Origin of the sequence: Cryptosporangium phraense (assembly GCF_006912135.1) — a bacterium.
Classification (GTDB): Bacteria; Actinomycetota; Actinomycetes; order Mycobacteriales; family Cryptosporangiaceae; genus Cryptosporangium; species Cryptosporangium phraense.
In genome coordinates, this window is sequence record NZ_VIRS01000001.1 from 86,316 (window position 1) to 107,704 (window position 21,389).

Sequence of the window (21,389 nt, forward strand, 5' to 3'; positions counted from 1 at the left end):
GACACCGCGTGGAGCTCACGATATCGGGGCGTTGCCCGCCGGGGTCGCTCTCGTTGCGGGCCGCAGCAGTGCGCGCACCGCGTACTGCACCGCGGTTCGGTCCGGCGACGGCGGGACGTGTGCGTGAAAGCCGCTCGCCGGCCCGACGTCCGGTTCGTCGCCGGGCACATGACTGGTGACGACCCGGAGGCGCGGCGCCCCGACCAGCGGATGCTCGGCGGCGCGGTGGTGGTCGGTGAGGACCGCGACGACGCGACCGGTCGTCCCCGCGGCGGCGACGGCACGAGCGAGCGTGTCCGAGGTCAGCCCTCGGCGGGTCCAGACCGCGACCAGGTCGGCGGGCGACCGGATCGCCGTCACGGCTTCCGGCCGATCGGTGGTGACGATCGCGGCCGGCAGCCCGGCCCGCCATGAAGCGACGATCACCGCATGCGCGACCAGGCGCAGGGCGGTTTCGACCGGGCCGAACGTGGCCGGGCCGGTGTCGAGCACCAGCGTCACCGGTTCCGGGCGGGGCTCGGGCTCACCCTCGAACTGCCGGTAGAGCAGCTCGCCCCGAACCAGCCGGAGGTCGAGTACGTCCGGGGGAAGCGCGAGCTGGCTGGGCAGCAGTCCGGTCAGACGTCCCCGACGTCCGATGCCGCCGGCACCGGCGTGGCCGGCCACCGTCGTCGCCCCGGTCCGCTCGGCGACGTCCGCATCGGTGAACGAGGCAGCGAGCCCGACCAGGGCGGCAGCGAAATCAGGAGCGGTGGCCGCGCGATCCCGGAGCCGGAGTGGGAGCAGCGGGTCCGCGGCCACGGCCTCGGCGCCGAGCACGCGGAGCAGGGCCCACAGGCGGCGGTCGAGCCGACGCGCGGCGTCCCGCAACCGTTCGTGCGGAAGCCGGTCGATGACCGGCGGGGCCGCGCCGGAGCGCAGCGCGGCCCGGAGAGCGGTGAGCGCATCGGCCGCGCTGACGTCCGGCGGGGCCACCCAGCGGGATTCGGACGGCAGGGCCGCCAGCAACAACGCGGCCAGACCGACGCGGGCCCGCACCGGCCACCCCAGATCGCGCGCCGGGGAGAGGCCCGGGTCGGCGGCGAGCCCGGCGTGCTCGGACGATGGGTCCGGACCGAGCGCGTCCACGACCGGCACCAGCCACCCGAGGGGCGGCCAGAGTCCACCCGCGCCGAGTGCGACCAGTTGGTCCGCGCAGGCCGCTTCCAATGGCGTGACCGGGTCGGCCGGCGCAGGAGCGGACCGATGTCGCAGCGTGACCGCGTACAGGCGCAGCGGGGTGCGCAACGAATCCCCGGCGGCCAACAGGACGCGTCCGTCCGCGAGCGGCACCGCGTCGAGCGACCAGACCTGGTACATCTGCTCGAGGAGCTCGGCCAACAGCGCTCCGGAGGCCGGATCGAAGATCCGGATCGTGCCGTTGGAGCCATCCGCCGGCGCTCCGCCGCCGCAGGCCACCACCTCCGTACCGTCGGGGAACGGCAACCAGACGACGGAGAGAGCCGCCCCGACGACCGGAAGCGTCCGGAGCAGCGCGCCGGTCTCGGCGTCCCAGATCTTGACGCCGCCGTCGGCCGCAGTCGCCAGCCGCTGGGCGGTTCCTCTCTCCGACGACCAGGCGACGGCACTCATGCCGTTCAACGGGTCGGACTCCTCGCTGTCGAAGACCCGGAACCGGGCCGGCGATTGCCCGGCGTCCCATACCGCAACACTCCCGTCGCGGTGCGCCACCGCGAGCCGGGCGGGTGGCCCGTCGCTGTAGCGGACGTCTGCCACCGGGCCCTCGGTGGGATGCTCGAGAGTCGTACGACCGGTGCCGTCGATCAGCTCGACAGTCCCGGACGAGAATCCCAGCGCCAGGTACCGGGCCCCCGACGTGGTTTCCACCGCGTCCACGGCCAATGTCGTGTTCCCGGGGTTCGGCAACCGCTGGACCACCACCCCGGTCACCGGGTTCCAGATCTGCGCTGGTTCATCCAAGAAATTCACGACCAGCTGCGGATCGGAGCCTACCGGCCGTACCCAGGCTATCTGCGTGGCCGAGGATGCCCGAAGAGTCCGCAGCAGCCGGCCGGTGTGGCAGTCCCAGACGTGGACGCCATCGGTCAGGGACCGGGCGACGACCCGCCGTCCATCGGCGAGCACCGCGGCCGCGATGCACCGGCCGGTCGTGGCTCCGCGCGAGCCGTCCATCCCTTCCAGGGGAATCGGCCAGTCCGTGATCGTCAGGTCTCCCGCGGACGGTTCCGGGGCCGGCCTGGACGGTTCGGCCGCCGGAATCACCAGCGTCCGCACCGTACCGTCGTCGGCACCCAGCGCGAGTTGAACGGAGTCGGTGCCAGGTACCGCGCGGGCCGCGAGCGACCGCACGACGGCCGGCTGAGGAAACTCTCGGCGTACGCGATCGGTGCCGGGGTCCCAGATCAGCACTCGGCCGCCGTCTCCGCACGCCACCGCCAGCACGGGCCACCGTCCGGCCGCGGCCGGGAGCCAGGCCAGCGCGTGCACGGCGTCGCGTCCGGTGACGAGACGACCGATCATGCGCGAGTCGGTGACGTCCCGCAGCACGACCTCGCCGGTCTCCGTACCCGACGCCACGATCGGACCGGCCGGTGTTTCGGCGAACGCCAGAGCGTTCACGGCGTCACCGAGCGAGTCGACGAATCCGTCGTGGACGCCGGGCGCGGGCGTCGGGAGGCCCCAGGGACGACGCGGAGGACCGTCGTACTCTTCCTCGCCCAGCAGGAACAGTCGCGGACCCGCCTCCCCGAACGCGAGCGCCCGGAATGGGCTGGTCTTTCCCCGGACCTCGATGCCGAAGGGTTCGATCCGAATCGCTGGGCGTCCGCCGATGTCGGACGCGATGGCCGAGGGACCGAGCCAGGGTATGTCCCGGACGTCCTCGACGAAGACCGATCCGGCGGCGATCGCGAGCAGGCCCCCGTCGTGGCCGAACGATGGCCAAGTGGCGAGCGCGGTGATCGGTGCGTCGTACTGCGCGCTGAACGGCCGGACCGCGCCGATGGACCCGGTGCGAGTGCCCGCCAGCATCCCGTCGTCACCGCCGGAGACCACGGCGTCGAAGTCTCCGAGACGCGACAGCACGGCCCGTACCGGTCCGTCGTGCCGGGCGATCACCTCTCCCTCCGCCCGGTGGTCCGTCCGCCATCGCGCGACGATCCCGTCGTCGCCACCGGACAGGACAGCGGACGGCGCGCCGTCGCGCTCTTCGAAGGCGACCGACCGGACCGGGCCACGGTGACGACCGACGATCACCGATCCGTCGGGCTCGGACGGGCCGGCCGAATCGCCGGCGACGGCCAGCTCCCAGAGCTGGAGTGTGCCCGGCGGGTCACCGGTTCCGCAGGCAAGCAGCGTGCGTCCACCGGCCACGGCCACGAGCGCCACCGAATGGACCTTGTCTCCGACCGGAACGAGGCCGAGGCACGTCAGCCGCTCCGGGTCCCAGATCCGCACGGTGCCGTCCTGGCTCCCGCTGGCCAGCAAGGTGGTTCCGTCGGGGAGCGCGAGCGCGGCCACCGACCGGACGAAGTCGGTGTGCCCGGTCAGCTCGTCCAGACAGCGCTCGCCGTTCCAGACCCGGAGCCCGAACCCGGTCGTGACGAGCAGCCCGTCGGCGGTCGGCACCTCGATCATCGTGCGGACGCCGAGGTGGTCACCGTCCAGGGTGGTGATTCGATCGCCTGTGCCGGTGTCCCACAGGTGGACGTGACCTTCCCGATCGGCGATCGCCAGCAGCGGCTCGCCATCGGACGACACTCCGAAGGAGCCACCGGACCGGACCCAGGCGAGGCACCGGATTCCGCCGGTCGTGGGGAGGTTGCGATGGTCGGGCGACAGTGTTCGCCGACCGTCGCGCGCCGACGAAGACGACGCCCAGACCCGGCCGGCGGGGTCACCGATCGCGATCCACCACCCTCCGCCGGCGGCGGACGGCGCCATCGCGAACTCCGCCAATTCCTGGCCCGTCTCGAGCGACCCCAGCGTCCGCGTCACCGACGGCTCCCCCCGGCCGGTGATCGCCGCGAAGACGCCTCGATCGGGCCGGAACTCGTACTCCACCGTTCCTTCTCGGCCGCCCGCCACTATCAGCGGCGGGAGCCCCGGCTCACCCAGCACGGCGATCGTGCTCAGCGGCGCGGCGGACGGACGAGTCGGGAAACGCTTGAGGTTCCTGGCCGGCTGCCGCCCACGCACCCCTAGATCCCAGGTCCGCACCGCGCCGCTGTACTCCGATGCGACCAGGCGAGTGTGCTGGTCCGGCGTCTCGCAGAATGCGAGGCCGGACACCCAGTCCTCTACCCGCCGCGAGGCCAGCAACGCGGCACCCACCGTCCGCGAACCGGGTGCCGACGGCGAAGCCGCGGCCGTCCCGGAACGTCCCACCGACCGTGCCTGCCGGTCCGCCCACTCGGCCAGCGTATTCATCGGAACGCGTCCCGGGCCGCCGCGCTCGGGACCGCCGAGGGAATTACCAGCATGCGCACCGCCGTCGCCACCTCGGCCGCCGTCGGTCCCGGCGGGATGCGCACCTCATAGGGGCCGGCCGGGGCTGAGTCGGGTTCGTCTCCCGGGACGTGGCTGGTGACGAGCCGGGTCTCCGACCCGGTCACCACCGGGTGCTCGACGGCCCGGTGCCAGTCGGTCAGGATTGCGACCACTCGGCCGCTGCGCCGGGCGGTCGTCACCGCCGTTCCGAGAGTGGCCGGATCCCATCCGCGACGCGTCCATACCGTGACGAGATCGGCCGGTGTCCGGAGTTCGGTGGGAACGCAGGGCCGATCGGTGGTGACGACTTGGGGCGCTACACCCGCCCGCCACGACGTCACCGCCACGACGTGGGCGACGAGACGGAGCGCGGATTCGACCGGGCCGAACGTACCCGGGCTGGTGTCGAGCACGAGCACGACCGGCTCGGGACGCCACTGGGGTTCGGCGTCGTGATGGCGGAAGAGCAGTTCACCGCGAGCGAATCGCAGGTCGAAAGCGTCATCGGGAAGGGCGAGCTGGCTGGGTAGCAGGCCGGTCAGCCGGCCGCGCCTTCCGAGCCCACCCGCGCCGGCGTGGCCGGCCGCTGCGACGGCCCCGACCGCGTCCGAGGCGTCCAGCACGGCCGCGGCGGCCGTTCCACTCGTCGCCGGATCGAGGTTCGGCAGGAACGCGGCCCGGTCACGCAACCGCAACGGCAACAGCGGATCGGCCGCGACGGCGTCCGGCCCGAGAACACGCAGCAGACTCACCACCCGCCCGTCCAGGCGGTCGGCCGAACGTCGTATCTCGTCGACCGGAAGAGCGGCGGGGTGCGGCGGAACCGTGGCGGAGGAGAGCGCGGTCCGCAGGGTGTCGAGCTGATCGGACGCGCTCGAGTCCGGCGGTGTGAACCGCGGCTCCGGCGGAAGGTCGGCCAGCAGCAGCACGGCCAGTCCGACCCGGGCGGCCACCGGCCAGCCGAGGTCCCGCAGGCGACCGAGCATCGGATGACGCATCGGCTCGGGAACGCCGGCCGGTGGCGGCGCGCCGAGCAGCTCGACCGTCCGGAGAAGATACCCGAACGGCGGCGAGACCCCGCCGGACGCGAGCCGGACCAGCCCGTCGGCGACGACGCCCCACTCCCGCGGCACGGGCGCCGCCGGCCCCGGCGGCGGCGCCTCGGCCGGTTCGGGCTGAGCCTCGACGACGTACAGCTGGACGGGCCGGTCACCGGTCCCACCGGCCGCCAGCAGCACCCGTCCGTCCCGCAGCGGCACCGAGTCCAACGCCCACGTCTGCCTCAGCCGGCCAGGCAACTCGGCCAGCATCTCTCCGGTCCCGGGCGAGTGGAACCGGAGCGTTCCGGCCGGCCGCGCGGCTTCGCCGCTTCCGCACGCGGCCACCAGCACTTCGTCGCCGTTCCCGAGCCGGAGCCACGAGACCGAGAGTGTCGCCAGGTCCGTCTGCGGTATCCGCCGCACGAGCTCACCGGTCCGCGGATCCCAGACGTGCACCCCGTCGTGGTCGGCCGTCGCGAGCCTTTCGGCGCCCACGACCGAATCGTTCCAAGCCACCGCGCGAGTTCCGTTCGGACCCGGTCGAGGAGCCCTCAGGTCCCGCACCGCCGACGGTCGGGGCGGCACCCAGACCCGGGCGACGTCGTCGGTCGTGGCCGCTGCGAGCAGACCGTTCCCGTCGTCCCGGCTGAACCGGAGATCGACGACGGACGCACGCTGCCGTTCGAGCCCGATCGAGGTATCAGCATCGACGTCTCGAATTTCGGAGTGGCCGTCCGGGTATCCGACGGCCACCAGGAGCGAGCCGCGGTGGCGGACGCCGTCGACCGCCACGTGACCGTTGGCGGGTCCGGACCCGAGGTCGTGGCGCACCGCCCCGGTCAGCGCATCCCACACCCGCACGCTCCCGTCGCCATAGCCGACGACCAGCTCCGGCTCCTCGGTCACCGGGCGGATCCAGGCGAGACTCTGCGGTGCGGCACGGCTCCGGACCCTCTGGACGAGGTTTCCCACTCGCACGTCCCAGATCTGGACGGCGTCGTCGTTCACCGCCGCGACCAGGATCCGACCGTCCGGGAGAGTGGCCAGCCCGACGGTGCGGCCCCGCAGCTCGTTCGAGTTCGGGCGGAGGCCGTCCAGTGCGAACGGCCAGTCGGTGACCGTGAGAGCGTCCGGCCTGCGCGGCGGCAGCGGCAAGCCCGCGGCGTCGATCGGCACGGTGACCGTCCGGACCTCGCCGTCGGCGGTGCCGACGGCCAGCTGAGGCTCACCGCTCGGAAGCCGCCGTGCGGCCAGCGAGCACACCGCGGCCGACTGTCGGAGTTCGGCGACGACCTCGCCGGTGCCGGCGTCCCAGAGGCGGACGACCCCGTCGGCTCCGCCTGCGACCAGCGTCGCTCGCCCGCCCGGTAGCCAGGCCAGCGCGTGCACCGCTCCGCTCCGCATGGTCCGCAGAGCCTGCCGGGTGGCCGGGTCCCAGATCGTGAGGACACCTGCGGGGTCCGCCACCGCGAGCCCTCCCGCACCGTACGCGAGCGCGGTGACTCCGTCGGGAGCGTTGGGCAACGACCCCAGCCAGCCACCGTTGTCATCGACGGAGAACAGTAGGACCTGGTCGTATCGGACTGCGGTGGTCGCGGCGATCGGCCGATCACCCAGGCGGCAGAGCGCCAGTGCCAGGACTTCGTACGAGTGGGCGTTGTGGGACCGGCCGAGAGCACCGCGAGGCACGAATTCCTGGCCGTGATCGTTGGTCACGAGCGCTTCCGAAAGGCCCTCGGACAGATCGTCCATCGTGAGTATGTGAACGTGGCCGTTCTCCGCGCCCACGGCGAGCAGACCCGATTCGCCGCCCAGCGATGGCAGGTACGCCAGCGGCCCGACCTCGGCGTCGTAGGACGCCCGCACCGGAAGCGTCCCCGTCCGCGGCGGATACGGCGACAGCTCGAGCTCCCGGCCGCCTGTAGAGACGATCCAGCCAGGCCCGGCCACGACCGCGCGCAACGGCCCGGCCCGGCGGGAGAGCTCTACCCCGTCGGCTCGTCCGGGGCTCCACTTCACCAGGCGCCCGTCGTCCGCGCCGGAGATCACGTCACCCGATCCGTCAGGGGCGAACGCCACCCCTCGGACCATGCCCTCGTGTCGCCCTGCGACCGGCTCGGCGGATGTCTCGAGATCCCAGACCTGGAACGCGCCGGGGACTTCCGACTGGTCGTATCCGATGGCCAGCACCGGTCGGCCGTCCACGAGCGCCAGCGCCACCACGATGGCGAACGCCGGGTCGTCGAGCACCGCCACGCACACGCGTGCCTCGACGTGCCACAGCCGCACGGTCGAGTCGCCGCCCGCGCTCGCCAGCAGCGTCGACCCGTCCGGCAGGGTCACCGCGGCGAGCGACCGCACGGTCCCGGTGTGGCCGGCGAGCTCACCGACCACGTTTCCGCCGCGCCAGAGGCGGATCGACCCGTCGTCGTCCCCGGTCGCCAGCAGGTCGGTACCGGGCACGGCGACTACCGACCGCACCCTTCTGTGGTGGCCCGGCAGCCGGGCGACGAGCTGTTCGGAACCGACCTCGAAGACGTAGGCGTTCGAGTCCGTGCACCCCACCAGCACGAAAGATGCGCCGGACTCGCGGTCACCGAACGAGTCCAGCCACGCCACGTCGGTCACCGCGGACTCCCCCGGGGTCCGCAGCGTACGGAGGTTGAAGGCGCTCCCGACGTTCTCGATGACGTGCACGGCGCCGCGCTCCGTCCCGGCGGCGACGACCGCCCGGCCGGGCCCCGACTCGGTCAGCGCGAGGGCCACGACCCAGTCCTCCGCCGGGCCGATCCGATAGCGGTCGGCTTCCCGGTCGAGGTCGCCGACACCCACGGCCGCGTTTCTGGCCCCGGTGACCAGCCGGATGCGGTCGTCAGATCCGGCGTACGCCACCGCGGCGCTGATCTCGGCACCGGGTTCGGGGGCGCGCTCGACGCGAGTCCGCTCGGACGAGAGGTCCCGGTGTCGGACCGCCCCGGCGAAGTCGGTCGCCACGAGGGAGGTCACGCCGGTCGGCGCCCGGACGAAGGTCACCGACGACACCCGGCCGTCGGTGATGTCGGTGTGACGGAGCAATGGGCGGACGACGAGAGGTCGCACACGCGCCGGCGCACCTCCGGACCGCCCGGCCGACCGCGCGTGCGCCCGGGCCCACTCCGCCAGGGACTCCGCCGTCATCGCGCCCCCTCCCGGCGACGACGCTCAGAATACGGCGATCGGGGCCTCGCGAGGAGGACTGCGTGAAACACCCCGGCGATCCGCCGATTCACGGTCTGTCGCTCCCGGTGACTACACTCCGCGGCCGTGAGGATTCTTGTCACCGGGGGTGCCGGTTTCATCGGGTCGCATTATGTCCGGACGCTGCTGACCGGCGGTTATGCCGGGGCGGCGGACTGGTCGGTGACGGTCCTCGATTCGCTGACCTATTCGGGGAACCTGCCGAACCTCGACCCGGTCGCCGACCACCCGAACTACACGTTCGTCAAAGGCGACATCACCGATGTCGACCTGGTGAACGATCTGGTCCCCGGACATGACGCGATCGTGCACTTCGCCGCCGAATCCCACGTCGACCGCTCCATCCTCGGCGCCGCCCAGTTCGTCACCACCAACGTCCTGGGCACCCAGACCCTGCTCGACGCCTTCCACCGCAGCGGAACCGGCCGGTTCCTGCACGTCTCCACCGACGAGGTCTACGGCTCCATCGACACCGGCTCCTGGCCCGAGACCCACCCGCTGCAACCCAACTCGCCCTACTCCGCCTCCAAAGCCTCCTCCGACCTGCTGGCGCTGGCCTACCACCGCACCCACCACGTCGACGTCGTCGTCACCCGCTGCTCGAACAACTACGGGCCCTACCAGTTCCCCGAGAAGGTCATCCCGCTGTTCGTCACCAACCTCCTCGACGGCAAACCCGTCCCGCTCTACGGCGACGGCGGCAACATCCGCGACTGGCTGCACGTCGACGACCACTGCCGGGGCATCCAGCTCGCCCTGCAGGGCGGGCGGGCCGGCGAGGTCTACAACATCGGCGGCGGCACCGAGCTGACGAACAAGGAGCTGACCCAGCTGCTGCTGGACGCCACCGGGCGAGACTGGGACAACTTCGTGACCCCGGTCGAAGACCGCAAGGGCCACGACCGGCGCTACTCCGTCGACATCACCAAGATCTCCACCGAACTCGGCTACACCCCGCAGGTCCCGTTCGCCGAAGGGCTCGCCGACACCGTCGCCTGGTACCGCGACCGCCGCGACTGGTGGGAGCCCCTCAAGCAGCGCGCCGCACTGGAGAAGTAGTCGTGCGCTGGTTGATCACCGGCGCCGGAGGCGCCTTGGGACACGACCTGACGGCCTTGCTGTCCGGCGAGACCGTGACCGCTGCGACGCGGGCCGACCTCGACATCACCGATGTGGACGCGGTCCGCGCGGCCGTCAGCGGCCACGACGTGGTGGTGAACACCGCCGCCTACACCGCGGTCGACGACGCCGAGACCGACGAGGCCACCGCGACCCGGGTCAACGGGTACGGGCCCGAGGTGCTGGCGTCGGCGTGCGCGGCGGCCGGCGCGCGCCTGCTGCAGGTCTCCACCGATTACGTGCTCCCCGGCGACGCGACGCGCCCGTGCCCGGAGGACGCGGCGACCGACCCGGTGAACGCCTACGGCCGGAGCAAGCTGGTCGGCGAGCAGGCCGTGCTGGGCCTCCTCCCGGACACCGGCTACGTGGTGCGCACGGCCTGGCTGTACGGCGAGACCGGCACGAACTTCGTCGCGACGATGCTCAAGCTGGCCGCCTCGCGCCCGACCGTGAGCGTCGTGAACGACCAGCACGGGCAGCCGACCTGGACGTTCGCCCTGGCGGAGCAGCTGGTCACCCTGGGCCGCGCGGACGCCGCACCGGGGATCTACCACGGCACGGCGTCCGGCGAGACGACCTGGCACGGCCTCACCCAGGAGATCTACCGGCTGGCCGGGCTCGACCCGGACCGGGTCGGGACCACCACCTCGGACGCGTTCCCACGCCCCGCGAAGCGACCCGCATACAGCGTGCTCGGCCACGACCGCTGGGCCGCCGCCGGCCTCCCGGTGCAGCCGCACTGGCGTGATCAGCTGGCGTCGGCGCTGGAGCGGCCGTCGTTCGTCGAGCTGGTCGAGAAGGCCCGAGCCGCCGCGTGAACACCACCTCCCGGTTGCGTGCGCTGCTGGGCAGCGCCGCGTCCGTGGGGGCCGGGTTCCTGGTGCTGGGCGGGGCCGGATATCTGTTCCTGGCGATCGCCAGCCGGGTCTTCGACGACGCCGACTACTCCGCCCTGGCGTCGGTGTATCTGCTGGTCAACATCATCGGGCCGGGGTTGTTCGCGGCGGTCGAGCAGGAGACCAGCCGGAACGTGTCGACGCGGCTGGCCCGCGGGCTCGATCCGCGGCCGGTCGTGCGGCAGCTCGGGCTGATCTCCGGCGGGCTGTTCGCCGGGATCGCGGTGCTCACGCTGGCGCTCTCCCCCGTGCTGCTGCCCGAGGTGCTGCACGGTTCCGGGGTCTTGCTGGCCGGGTTGTTGCTGGCCAGCGCGTCGTACGCGGTCGTGTCGGTGACCCGGGGCAACTTCGGGGGGCGCCGGGCGTTCGGCCGGTACGGGACCTCCGTGGGCACCGAGGGCACGGTCCGGCTGGTCGCCGGGGTGGTGCTGGCCGCGTTGGCGCTCGGCGGCGCGGGCGTGGCCGGGTGGTCCGCGGGCTACGGGCTGGTGTTCTGCCTGGCCCCCGCGGTGGCCGTGGCGCTGACCGCGCGCTGGTTCCTCCCGGACGTACGCGGCGACGCGGAGGCCGGTGGCCCCGGAGCCCCCCAAGACTTCGGGCCGTTGGCTCGGGGCGTCGGGCTGTTGACCGTGGCCTGGGGATTGTCGCTGGCGATCGCGAACGCGGCTCCGGTCGTCGTCAACGCGCTGCTGCCCAACGACGACGCCGGGGCGGCGACCGCGGCGACGTTCGCCTCCGCGGTCGTGCTGGCTCGGATCCCGCTGTTCGTGTTCCAGGGCGCGCAGTCGCTGGTGCTGCCGAGCTTCGCGCACGCAGCCGCGCAGAGCGACCCCGGCGCGCTCCGCCGGGCCGTGCGCCCGGCGCTGCTGCTCGTCGCCGCGGTCGGCGCGGTGGCGCTCCTGGGCAGCGCGGTGCTGGGGCACTGGCTCGGCCGCATCGCGTTCGGCCCCACCTTCACCAGCTCGAACATGCTGGTCACCGCCCTGATGCTCGGCACCGTCGCCGGCATGGCCGTCCAGATCGTGCAACCGGCGCTGCTGGCGCTGGGCCACCACCGCTGGGTCGCCGGCGGCTGGGTGCTCGGCGCGGTGGTGTTCGCCGCGTCGTTCGCGCTGCCGTTCGAGCCGGTGACCGACGCGGTGATCGCCCAGCTGGCCAGCGCGGCCGTCACGATCGTCGTCCTGGGCGCCGTGCTGTCCCGCGCGCTGCGAAGCGTCCCCCAGAAGGAGCTGACTGATGTCCCAGCCGCCTGAGCGCGTGAGCGCGGTGGTGCTCGCCTACAAGGCGGAGCCTTGGCTGCGGCGGTCGGTCGAGGCGCTGCTCGCCTCGGAGAAGGTCGACGTCGACGTCGTCCTGGTCGACAACGGGTGCACCACCGACGACGTGGACGTCCTGGAGCAGGTCGACGGGGTCACGGTCGTCCGGCCGGGCACCAACACGGGGTTCGCCGGAGGCTGCAACCTCGGGGCCCGGGCCGCCACCGGCGAGTACCTCGCGCTGGTCAACGGCGACGCGGTGGTCGAGCCGACGACGATGGCGCGCCTGGTCGAGGAGGCGTCGAAGCCGGACGTGGGCATCGCGGTCGCGAGCGTCCGGCTGGCCGAGGACCCGGCGCTGCTCAACGCGGGCGCGAACCCGATCCACGTGCTCGGGCTGTCGTGGTCGGGCCGGATGGGCCAGCCGGAGACGCTGACCGAGCCGATGGAGACCGCGGGCGCGTCCGGCGCCTGCGTCGTGGTGCCGAAGGCGCACTGGGACGCGCTGGGCGGCTTCGACGAGGAGTACTTCGCCTACCACGAGGACGCCGACCTCTCGATCCGCACCTGGCGGAAGGGGCTGCGGGTGCTGTACGTGCCCGACGCGGTGGCCGTGCACCGGTACGAGTTCTCCCGCAACGACTTCAAGATGTACCTGGTCGAGCGGAACCGGCTGCTGTTCGTGACCACGCTGTGGAGCGGGAAGGCGCTGGTGCTGCTGGCGTTGCCGCTGGCCGGGCTGGAAGCGGCGATGACGCTGATGGCGGCCTCGCAGGGCTGGTTCCCGGCGAAGGTGAAGGGCTGGCGCTGGCTGTGGTCGCACCGGGCGCACATCCGGGCGAGGCGTCGCGTTCTGAAGGCGGAAGCGACGGTGCCGGACCGCGAGTGGATGGGACTTTTGACGACAAAAGTCGATCCGTCGGTGATTCCCGTACCGGCCCTGGCCAGCACGGTCAACGGTCTGGTCACGATCTGGTGGTCGGTGACGAGGCGATGGGTATGAGTGGCGCGACGCGATTAGAGTTCGTCGGAATCGAGAACGAAGGCGAGAGCATCGTGACGGACGAGGACTCCGCTGTCCTGAGCAGCGAAGAGGTGGCGGAGAGTACCGGCGTCGAAACCCCGGCGGTCGCCGAGGGCGATCTGCACGACGCCCCGGCCGACGCGCACGTCCCTGACAACAAGGACGTCTGGCTGGTCATCCCGGTCTACAACGAGGCCCAGGTGATCGCCGACGTCGTCGAGCACGCCCGGCAGACGTTCCCGAACATCGTCTGCGTCGACGACGGCAGCCGCGACGGCTCGGCCGCCGCGATCGCCCCGACCGGCGCGCACCTCGTGCAGCACCCGATCAACATGGGCCAGGGCGCGGCGCTGGAGACCGGTCTCCGGTACGCGCTGAACCGTCCGGGCGCCGAGTACTTCGTGACGTTCGACGCCGACGGCCAGCACCGGGTCGAGGACGCGCTGCGGATGCTCGAGGTCGCCCGCTCCGGCCAGGCCGACGTCGTGCTCGGCTCGCGGTTCCTGGAGTCGCGCGAGACCGTGCCGTGGCTCAAGCGGTTCGTCCTCAAGACCGTGGTGGCGCTGAGCCCGACCGCGCGGAAGCTGAAGCTGACCGACGCGCACAACGGGCTGCGGGTGCTCAACCGGCCGGCGGCCGAGGGGCTGCGGATCCGGATGAACGGCATGGCCCACGCGTCCGAGATCGTCGGCAAGCTGGCCCGGTCGAACTGGCGGGTCGCCGAGATCCCGGTGACGATCCTCTACACCGACTACTCCCGGGCCAAGGGCCAGTCCCTGGTCAACGGCGTCAACATCCTGTTCGAGCTGTCCCTGCGTCATCGAGGCGTGTAACCGATGGTCATCCAGTTCCTGCTGCTGCTCGCGGTCGCCGCGTCGCTGTTCTACTTCGTCCGGCAGCAGCACGGCGTCCGGCTGCAGGCCGGCAAGCGGCTCGCGTTCGTCGCGTTCCTGCTGTTCGCCGCGTACGCGGTCGTCCGGCCGGACGACATCACGGCGATCGCGCACTGGGTCGGCGTCGGCCGTGGAGCCGACCTCGTGCTGTACGCGACCGTCGTCGCGTTCGTGTTCGTCGTGATCAACTTCTACCTGCGGACGCGGGAGATGGAACGGCGGATCACCGACCTGGCCCGGGCCGTCGCGCTCCGGGACGCGGAGATCCTCAACCAGCACCGGCTGCCGCATCCGCCGGCCGCGGGCGAGGGGGCCGACACCGCGCTGCTGGCCGCGGTGGTGGCCGAGGGCAAGTCCTAGCTCGATAGCTGGGGCCGGCCCGGCGGGCGCAGCCCGGCGAGGACGTAGCCGAGCATCCGCGCGCTGCTCGCGTCGGCGTCCGCGCACTCGAGGTTGGCCAGAGCCAGGCCGTTGATGATCTTGAGCAGGTCGGAGCCGGTGACCTCGGGACGGACCGTGCCCGTGGCCTTCGCGCGCTCGACCAGTTCGTCGGCGGCCGTGCGCATCGTCGCGTGGCACCAGCCGCTCTCGGCGGCCTTGAGGGAGGCGGCCAGGCCCCGGTAACGGATCGAGTGCTGGAGTACCGCCTGCAGCCAGCGGTCGAGCGCCGCCCCCGGGTCTTCGGTGCCGGTCAGGGCGTTCGCCTGCTCGAGAAGGGCCGCCACCTGGTCGTGGAACACCGCTTCGAGCAGCGCGGACCGGCTCGGGAAGTGCCGGTAGAGGGTTCCCGAGCCGACGCCGGCCCGCCGGGCGATGTCGTCCAGCGAGGCGTCGGCGCCGTGGGTCGCGACGGCTTCGCGGGCCGCGTCCAGCAAGCGGTCGTAGTTGCGCCGGGCGTCGGCACGACGGGGCCGACGCTCGGCGGGAGACAGCACCACGGCGGGGCTCAGCTCAGCTGGGACTCGATCGCGCTCACGACCTCGGCCGACTCCGGCTCGGTGCGTGGGCGGAACCGGGCGACGACGTCGCCGTCCTTGCCGATCAGGAACTTCTCGAAGTTCCACTGCACGTCACCGGCCTCGCCGGACGCGTCCGGGACCGCGGTGAGCTCCTGGTAGACCGGGTGCCGGTTGTCGCCGTTGACCTCGATCTTCTCGAACAGCGGGAACGTGACGCCGTAGGTCGCGGAGCAGAACTCCTGGATCTCCTCGGCCGAGCCCGGCTCCTGCCCCATGAACTGGTTGCAGGGGAACCCGAGAACCGTGAAGCCCTTGTCTTCGTACTTCTTCTGGAGCCGCTCGAGGCCCTCGTACTGCGGGGTCAGGCCGCACTTCGACGCGACGTTCACGACGAGCAGCGTCTGCCCGGCGTAGTCGCCCAGGGTCGCCGGGTCGCCGGAGAGCGTCCGCAGCGGGATGTCATAGATCGCCATATCCGGAGACTATCCCCGGAAGCGCTGGTCCTGGCGACAGGTATGGAGCCCATGCGTGCATGCATCAATCGGTGGCACGCCCTCGGGCAATCATCTGCGTGACGCTCACGCGAGGACGACCGGGAAGTTCGAACGTGTGCACCGGCAGCACGAGGGAGACCCATGAGCCAGCCGATGCCCATACCCAGTCCCCGAGGCCCGCGGGCCAGACCGGGGACGCCCGAGCGGTTGCCCAAACGCGTCCCCGGGGCCGCGCTGCACGCGGTTCCGGGCCGGGAGCGGGCCGCTAGGGCGGTTCCCAGCGCCCGGGCCTCCGGGCCGGTGGAGGAGCCGCCGCCGGCCTGGCAGCCGTATCCCCCGGAACGACGCCGCCACCCGCTCGCGCGCCTCCTCGACGCGGTGCGCAACCGCTTTCGCCGCCGCTAGACCGGGAGGCGCAGGGTCTCCTCGATCGCGGCCAGCAGGTCGCGCCGGTTGAACGGCTTCTCGATCAGCGTCACCTCGGGGTCGATGGTGCCCTTCGAGGTGAGCAACCGCTGCGCGAAGCCCGACATGTACAGCACCTGGATCGACGGGTGCGTGGCCCGGACCCGGTCGGCGACCTCGCGGCCGGAGAGACCGGGCATCGTGATGTCGGTCAGCAGCAGGTCCAGCCGCCCCCGGTACGTCGTCGCGAGCTCCACCGCCTCGGCCCCGGACGCGGCCGACAACACCGTGTAGCCGACCCGGGTCAGGATCGTCTCGATCGACGCGCGCAGCTCCCGTTCGTCGTCGACCAGCAGGATCGTGCCGTAGCCGGGGCGGGCCGGTTCGGGCGGTCCGGCGTCCGGCCGGTCGTCGTCCAGCGCGGCCAGCTCGGCCGACGGCAGCAGGATCGTCACGGTCGTGCCGACCCCGACCGTGGAGTCCAGCCCGATCGTGCCGCCGGCCTGCGCGACGATGCCGTACACCGACGCCAGCCCGAGGCCGGTACCGTGCCCCTCGGCCGCCTTGGTGCTGAAGAACGGCTCGAACGCCCGCTCGGCGACCTCCGGCGGCATCCCGGTCCCGGTGTCGATCACCGCCAGTTCGACGTACGCCCCGCGTTCCAGACCGTGCTCGGCCGCCTCGACCGGCCCGATCACGGTGTGGCCGGTCCGGACGGTCAGCGAGCCGCCGGCCGGCATCGCGTCCCGGGCGTTGACGGCCAGGTTCACCAGGACCTGCTCGATGCGTCCCGGATCGGCACTGACCGCGGCCGGGCGCTGGGCCAGATCGGCGCCCAGGACGACGTCCGCCCCGAGGGTGCCGGTGAGCATGCGCTGGACGTCGCGGACGACGTCGTTGAGGTCGAAGACCTCGGGCCGGACGATCTCGCGGCGGCCGAACGCGAGCAACTGGCGGGTCAGGCGCGCGCCGCGCTCGGACGCGGCGAGGACCTGCGCGACCGCCTCGTGCGCGCCGTCCAGCGCGGGCGTGGTGGCGGCCGCGTCCTCGAGGTCCTCCTCGAGGATCGACGCGTGCGTGCTGATGATCGCGAGCACGTTGTTGAAGTCGTGGGCGACGCCGCCGGCCAGCTGGCCGAGGCTGTCCAGGCGCTGCGATCGCTGCAGCTCGTTCTCCAGGCGCCGGTGTTCGGTCTCCTGGTCGAGCCGGGCCGAGATGTCGGTGACGGTCGCGGCGACCAGCAGCCCCTCGTCGGTCTGGATGGACGCGAGGGAGATCTCGGCGGGGAACTCGGAGCCGTCCTTGCGGCGGGCCCGCAGCTGCAGGCCCTCCCCCATCCGGCGCATCCGCGGGTCGGTCGCGTAGATCGCCCGGTGCTGCCCGTGCCGTCCGCGGACGCTCTCCGGCAGCAGGATCTCGACCGGCTGGCCGTGTAGCTCGTCGGCCGGGTAGCCGAACAGCCGCTGGGCCTCGGAGTTGACGAGCTGGATGATCCCGTCCCGGTCGACGCCGATGATGGCCAGCGCGGTCGCGTCGAGCAGCCAGCGGAACTTGGCCTCGTAGCGGTGCCGCGCGGTGACGTCCCGGGAGACCCGGGCCGCACCGACGATCCGGCCCGCCGCGTCGGTGACCGGCGAGACCGAGAGTTCGACGAGCATCCGGTGACCGTCGCGGTGCAGGCGCTGGGCCTCGTAGATCTCGACGCTCTCGCCGACCAGGATCCGGCGGAGGATGTCCTCTTCCTCGCTGGCCCGCTCGGGCGGGTAGAGGTCGGCCATCCGGCGGCCGACCATCTCCTCCTCGGTGTAGCCGTAGAGCTGCGCGGCGGCCGCGTTCCACGAGGTCACGCGGCCGTCCAGCGACTCCCCGATGATCGCGTCGCGGGCCGAGCGGACGATGCCGGCGAGCCAGCTCTGGGCCGCTCCGTACTCGGCCGCCGTCCGCAGGGTGAGCGCGACCAGCGGACCGTCCCGGCCGGTGAGCGCGGCCCGGGCCGCCGACGCGGTGAACACGCTGCCGTCGGGCCGGCGGAACGGCGTCGTCGCGACCGTGCCCGGCTCGGCCTGCAGCAGGCCCCGCGCGGACGGCTCCTGGTCGGGTGGCGCGAGCAGGTCGGCGAGCGGCCGGCCGAGCAGCGCGTCCGCCGGGCAGGCGAACAGCTCACCGGCCGGCGCGTCGGCCAGCGCGACCCGGCCGTCCGAGTCGAGGGCCAGCAGCGCCGCCGGTCGCAGCTCGTCGGCGGCGAACGACAGGGTCCCCATTCACCACACTATGCCCCATTTACAGGGCAATGGGTCACACCAGTGGGTCGGGGAACGGCTGCGTCGGCTGCGGGTACGAGTCGAGCTCGGCGCCGACGTTCGCCTTGTTCACCGCGTAGCTCTGGGTCACCAGCCGGGGTTTGACCGTGCCGCCGTCGACGACCTGACGGCAGGCCCGGACGACCAGCTCGCCGACCGACGCGGGGAACGTCGCCACGGTGGCCTCGAGCTCACCGGACTGCACGGCGCGCAGACCCTCGATCGTGCCGCCGACCGAGATCACCGAGATCGAGTCGGCCTTCCCGGCCGCCTTGACCGCCTTGGCCGCCGCGCGACCGATGACGTCGCTGCTGGCGAAGATGCCCTTGAGGCTCGGCTTGGCGGCGATCGTGTCGGTGACCACCTGGACCGCGGTGTTGTAGTTGTCGTTCGTCGCCTTGGTGGTGGAGACCACGAGGTTGCCGTCGGCGGCGTCGGTGAAGCCCTTGCGCTGGAGTGCGGCGTTCGGGTCGGAGTCGGTGCCGAGCACCATCGCGACCTCACTGCCCTTGGCGACCGCGGTGATCATCTCGCGGGCGGCCTGGTGGCCGATCTCCTCGTCGGACGGGCCGATGATCGAGGTGATCTGGTAGCCGGCCTTCGCGGCCGCCTCGTCGTCCATCTGGAGGCCGAGGTTGAAGATCGAGACCTTCTTCTTCGCGAGCGCGGCGAGCGGGCCGACGAGGGCGGCCGGGTCGACCGGGGCGATCGCGAAGCACTTGAGCTGCTGTTCGCCGAACGCCTCGACCTTGCGGATCTGGGCCGCCGGGTCGGTCTCGTCGGCGGCGTCCGGGGAGACGTCGATCGCGAACTGGTCGCCGGCGTCCACCGCGGCGCTGCGGAGCGCGTCCCAGTCGTCGGCCGTCGAGTCGGGGACCAGGAGGCCGAGCTGGGCCTGCGACCGGTCGCTGGTGGCCGCGCTGGACCGCGTCGGCGCCATGCCGCACCCGGCGGCGGCGAGTATCAGACTCGCGCAGGCGACGCCGGCCACGACGGCGCGGACCGGTCTGAGACGGAGGTTCTGACGACGGTGTGTGACCACTCTCACGGTGATGGAACCTAGCAGCTCCAAACAGTGTTCACCGCAGAGTCCCCTACTGCATCAGCCGATGTCAGCCATGTCACCGACCGACTTCTCCCCGCAAATATCGAATAAGTGGGCGATCCTGCCCGGGGGTCGTTCACCGGATCGTCGTTTGACACCTCTGCTCGGCGCAGAGTAATCGGCGACCGTCGTCTGACGGATGGTCTCGTCGGAGGGATCGGGTAGCGTCCCGGCGGCAGGGGTTCAGGGGCGGAGGGCTGACATGGCGGATGGCACGGGCCTCCGGATGGGAACCGCGCAGGGGCGCTGGGTGCTGCTGGCGACGGTGCTGGGCTCCAGCCTCGTCATGCTCGACGGCACGGTCGTCAACGTCGCGCTGGAGCGGATCGGCCACGACCTCGACGCCGACTTCGCCGGGCTGCAGTGGATCGTCAACGCGTACACGCTCACGCTGGCCGCGCTGATCCTGCTCGGCGGCGCGCTCGGCGACCGCTTCGGCCGGCGGCGGGTCTTCATCTTCGGCGTCATCTGGTTCGCGGTCGCGTCGCTGTTCTGCGCGCTCGCGCCGTCGGCCGGGCTGCTCGCGCTCGCGCAGGCCCTGCAGGGCATCGGCGGGGCGCTGCTCACGCCGGGCAGCCTGGCGATGATCGCGGCCACGTTCGATCCGCGCGACCGCTCGCGGGCGGTCGGGGCCTGGTCGGCGTTCGGCGGCATCGCCGGGGCGATCGGCCCGTTCGTCGGCGGGTGGCTGGTCGAGTGGGACTGGCGCACGGTGTTCCTGCTCAACCTGCCGCTGGCGGTCGTCGTCGTCGTGATCGCCCGGGTGCACGTGCCGGAGACCCGGGACACGTCGAGCGTGCGCGGCTTCGACGTGAGCGGCACCGTGCTCGGCGCGGCCGGGCTCGGCGTGCTCACCTACGGTCTGATCGCCGGCGGGCGGGGCTTCGGTCCGTTCGTGTGGACGCTGGTGGCCGCGGGCGTCGTCCTGCTGGCCGGGTTCCTGCTGGTCGAGCGTCGGTCGCCGCATCCGCTGGTGCCGCTGGACCTGTTCACGAACCGGATGTTCACCGCGATCAACGGCGTCACGTTCCTCGTCTACGCCGCGCTCGGCGTGTTCTTCTTCCTGCTCGTGCTTCAGCTGCAGGTCGTCGCCGGCTTCTCGCCGATCGCCGCCGGCACCGCGCTGCTGCCGGTCACCGCGATCATGCTGACGTTCTCGTCGCGCTCCGGCGCGCTCGCCGACCGGATCGGCGCGCGCATCCCGCTGACGGTGGGGCCGCTGGTGGCCGCGGGTGGCTTACTGCTCGCGACGCGGATCGGGCCGGGGGCGACGTACCTGGGGTCGGTGCTGCCCGCGGTCGTGCTGTTCGGGGCCGGGCTGTCGCTGACCGTGGCGCCGCTGACCGCGACCGTGCTCGGCTCGGCCGAGGCGCGGCACGCGGGAATCGCGTCCGGCGTCAACAACGCGGTCGCGCGGGCGGCGGGGTTGCTGTCGGTGGCGGTGATTCCGGTGGTGGCGGGGCTGAGTGGTCAGGCTTATGCGGATCCGGGGGCGATGTCGGACGGGTTCCGGATGGCGATGATGGTGTGTGCGGCGCTTCTCGTCGTGGGTGGGGTTTTGTCGTTCACGACTATTCGGGCGGGGGCGCCGGTGGGCGCTGGGCCGGCCGCAGCCGGCTCGGTCGGTGCGGATGCCGGCGCGCCGACCGGCGCGCCCGGTGCGCCGGCCGCGGGCGCGGCCGTGCCGGGTGGGGCGGTGCCTGGTGGAGCTGTTCCGGGGGCGGCTGTCGCTGGTGGGGGCGTTCCGGGGGCGCTTTCGGACGGGGACGGGCCGGGTGCGGGCGTTGGGGTGCCGGGGGACGGGGTTCTGACTGGCGCGGGCGAGGCTCCGGCGGCGGTGCCGGTGGGTTCGGGGGCGCCGGTGGGCGGCGCGCCGGTGGGCGGCGCGCCGGTGGGGGCGGCGAAGCCGGCGGCCGAGCCGGCGAAGTTCGATCTGGCGCAGTGCCTGCATTGCGGGGTGACGGGGCCTCAGCTCTACCCGGACACGCCCTTCGAAGCCCCTGCTTCGCGGGGCTGACCGACGGGGGTCGCGAGGCCCCGCAGCGCCGTTCGGCGCGAGCACCGAGGGCGTGCGAGCTGCGGAATGGCGCGGTGGAAGTACGTCCGAGACGGCCGGGGTCGGCCCCGGGCGGCGGGGCGCGGGTCAAGGCGC

At 72.6% G+C, this 21,389-nt stretch carries 12 protein-coding genes and 1 pseudogene; 7 read left to right on the forward strand and 6 right to left on the reverse strand.

Annotation, left to right across the window (positions count from 1 at the left end; genetic code table 11):
- Nucleotides 1-15: 15 nt before the first annotated feature.
- The gene (locus tag FL583_RS00365) at nt 16-4,311 is read right to left on the reverse strand and encodes a WD40 repeat domain-containing protein (RefSeq protein WP_170323412.1); all 4,296 of its coding nucleotides are present in this window, start codon (nt 4,309-4,311) and stop codon (nt 16-18) included.
- Nucleotides 4,312-4,445: 134 nt separating this feature from the next.
- Complete coding sequence (locus FL583_RS00370) at nt 4,446-8,648, reverse strand: WD40 repeat domain-containing protein (RefSeq protein ID WP_170323413.1); 4,203 nt, start codon at nt 8,646-8,648, stop codon at nt 4,446-4,448.
- Between the two features lie 204 nt (nt 8,649-8,852).
- On the opposite strand from FL583_RS00370, the gene rfbB reads away from it, so the two are divergent.
- The 6 genes from rfbB (at nt 8,853) to FL583_RS00400 (ending at nt 14,334) form a co-directional block, all read left to right on the forward strand.
- A complete protein-coding gene (rfbB, locus tag FL583_RS00375) occupies nt 8,853-9,845 on the forward strand; it encodes a dTDP-glucose 4,6-dehydratase (RefSeq protein ID WP_142702390.1) in 993 nt (330 codons plus the stop codon).
- Between the two features lie 2 nt (nt 9,846-9,847).
- Nucleotides 9,848-10,723 (forward strand): dTDP-4-dehydrorhamnose reductase, encoded by an 876-nt coding sequence (gene rfbD, locus FL583_RS00380; RefSeq protein WP_142702391.1) that lies wholly within the window; start codon nt 9,848-9,850, stop codon nt 10,721-10,723.
- The gene (locus FL583_RS00385; RefSeq protein WP_142702392.1) at nt 10,720-12,054 is read left to right on the forward strand and encodes a lipopolysaccharide biosynthesis protein; all 1,335 of its coding nucleotides are present in this window, start codon (nt 10,720-10,722) and stop codon (nt 12,052-12,054) included. Before rfbD ends, FL583_RS00385 begins: the two co-directional genes overlap by 4 nt.
- Nucleotides 12,038-13,060 (forward strand): glycosyltransferase family 2 protein, encoded by a 1,023-nt coding sequence (locus FL583_RS00390; protein WP_142702393.1) that lies wholly within the window; start codon nt 12,038-12,040, stop codon nt 13,058-13,060. Before FL583_RS00385 ends, FL583_RS00390 begins: the two co-directional genes overlap by 17 nt.
- 140 nt (nt 13,061-13,200) lie before the next feature.
- Nucleotides 13,201-13,914, forward strand: a complete 714-nt coding sequence (locus FL583_RS00395; protein ID WP_420843107.1) for a glycosyltransferase family 2 protein — start codon at nt 13,201-13,203, stop codon at nt 13,912-13,914.
- A gap of 3 nt (nt 13,915-13,917) precedes the next feature.
- Entirely contained in the window at nt 13,918-14,334 is a 417-nt protein-coding gene (locus FL583_RS00400; protein WP_142702395.1) for a DUF2304 domain-containing protein, read from the forward strand.
- Here FL583_RS00400 and FL583_RS00405 read toward each other — a convergent pair.
- The 4 genes from FL583_RS00405 to FL583_RS00420 form a co-directional block, all read right to left on the reverse strand.
- Nucleotides 14,331-14,912: a TetR/AcrR family transcriptional regulator gene (locus FL583_RS00405; RefSeq protein WP_205751738.1), complete on the reverse strand. Its 582-nt coding sequence runs from the start codon at nt 14,910-14,912 to the stop codon at nt 14,331-14,333. The genes FL583_RS00400 and FL583_RS00405 overlap by 4 nt on opposite strands.
- 8 nt (nt 14,913-14,920) lie before the next feature.
- Nucleotides 14,921-15,406 carry a glutathione peroxidase gene (locus tag FL583_RS00410; RefSeq protein ID WP_142702396.1) on the reverse strand — a complete coding sequence of 162 codons (486 nt, stop codon included), beginning with the start codon at nt 15,404-15,406 and terminating at the stop codon, nt 14,921-14,923.
- 422 nt (nt 15,407-15,828) lie between these two features.
- Nucleotides 15,829-18,093: a PAS domain-containing hybrid sensor histidine kinase/response regulator gene (locus FL583_RS00415; protein ID WP_142702397.1), complete on the reverse strand. Its 2,265-nt coding sequence runs from the start codon at nt 18,091-18,093 to the stop codon at nt 15,829-15,831.
- A 34-nt stretch (nt 18,094-18,127) separates the two neighbouring features.
- A complete protein-coding gene (locus tag FL583_RS00420; RefSeq protein WP_142702398.1) occupies nt 18,128-19,072 on the reverse strand; it encodes a substrate-binding domain-containing protein in 945 nt (314 codons plus the stop codon).
- A 367-nt stretch (nt 19,073-19,439) separates the two neighbouring features.
- On the opposite strand from FL583_RS00420, the pseudogene FL583_RS42230 reads away from it, so the two are divergent.
- Nucleotides 19,440-20,924 (forward strand): annotated as a pseudogene (locus FL583_RS42230) (MFS transporter); the annotation flags it as partial.
- Nucleotides 20,925-21,389 lie beyond the last annotated feature (465 nt).

Coding starts and splice junctions, on each gene's coding strand:
- FL583_RS00390 (WP_142702393.1), top strand. CDS start 12,038: ATGTCCCAGCCGCCTGAGCGCGTGAGCGCGGTGGTGCTCGCCTACAAG.
- FL583_RS00420 (WP_142702398.1), bottom strand. CDS start 19,072: ATGGCGCCGACGCGGTCCAGCGCGGCCACCAGCGACCGGTCGCAGGCC.
- FL583_RS00400 (WP_142702395.1), top strand. CDS start 13,918: ATGGTCATCCAGTTCCTGCTGCTGCTCGCGGTCGCCGCGTCGCTGTTC.
- FL583_RS00415 (WP_142702397.1), bottom strand. CDS start 18,093: ATGGGGACCCTGTCGTTCGCCGCCGACGAGCTGCGACCGGCGGCGCTG.
- FL583_RS00410 (WP_142702396.1), bottom strand. CDS start 15,406: ATGGCGATCTATGACATCCCGCTGCGGACGCTCTCCGGCGACCCGGCG.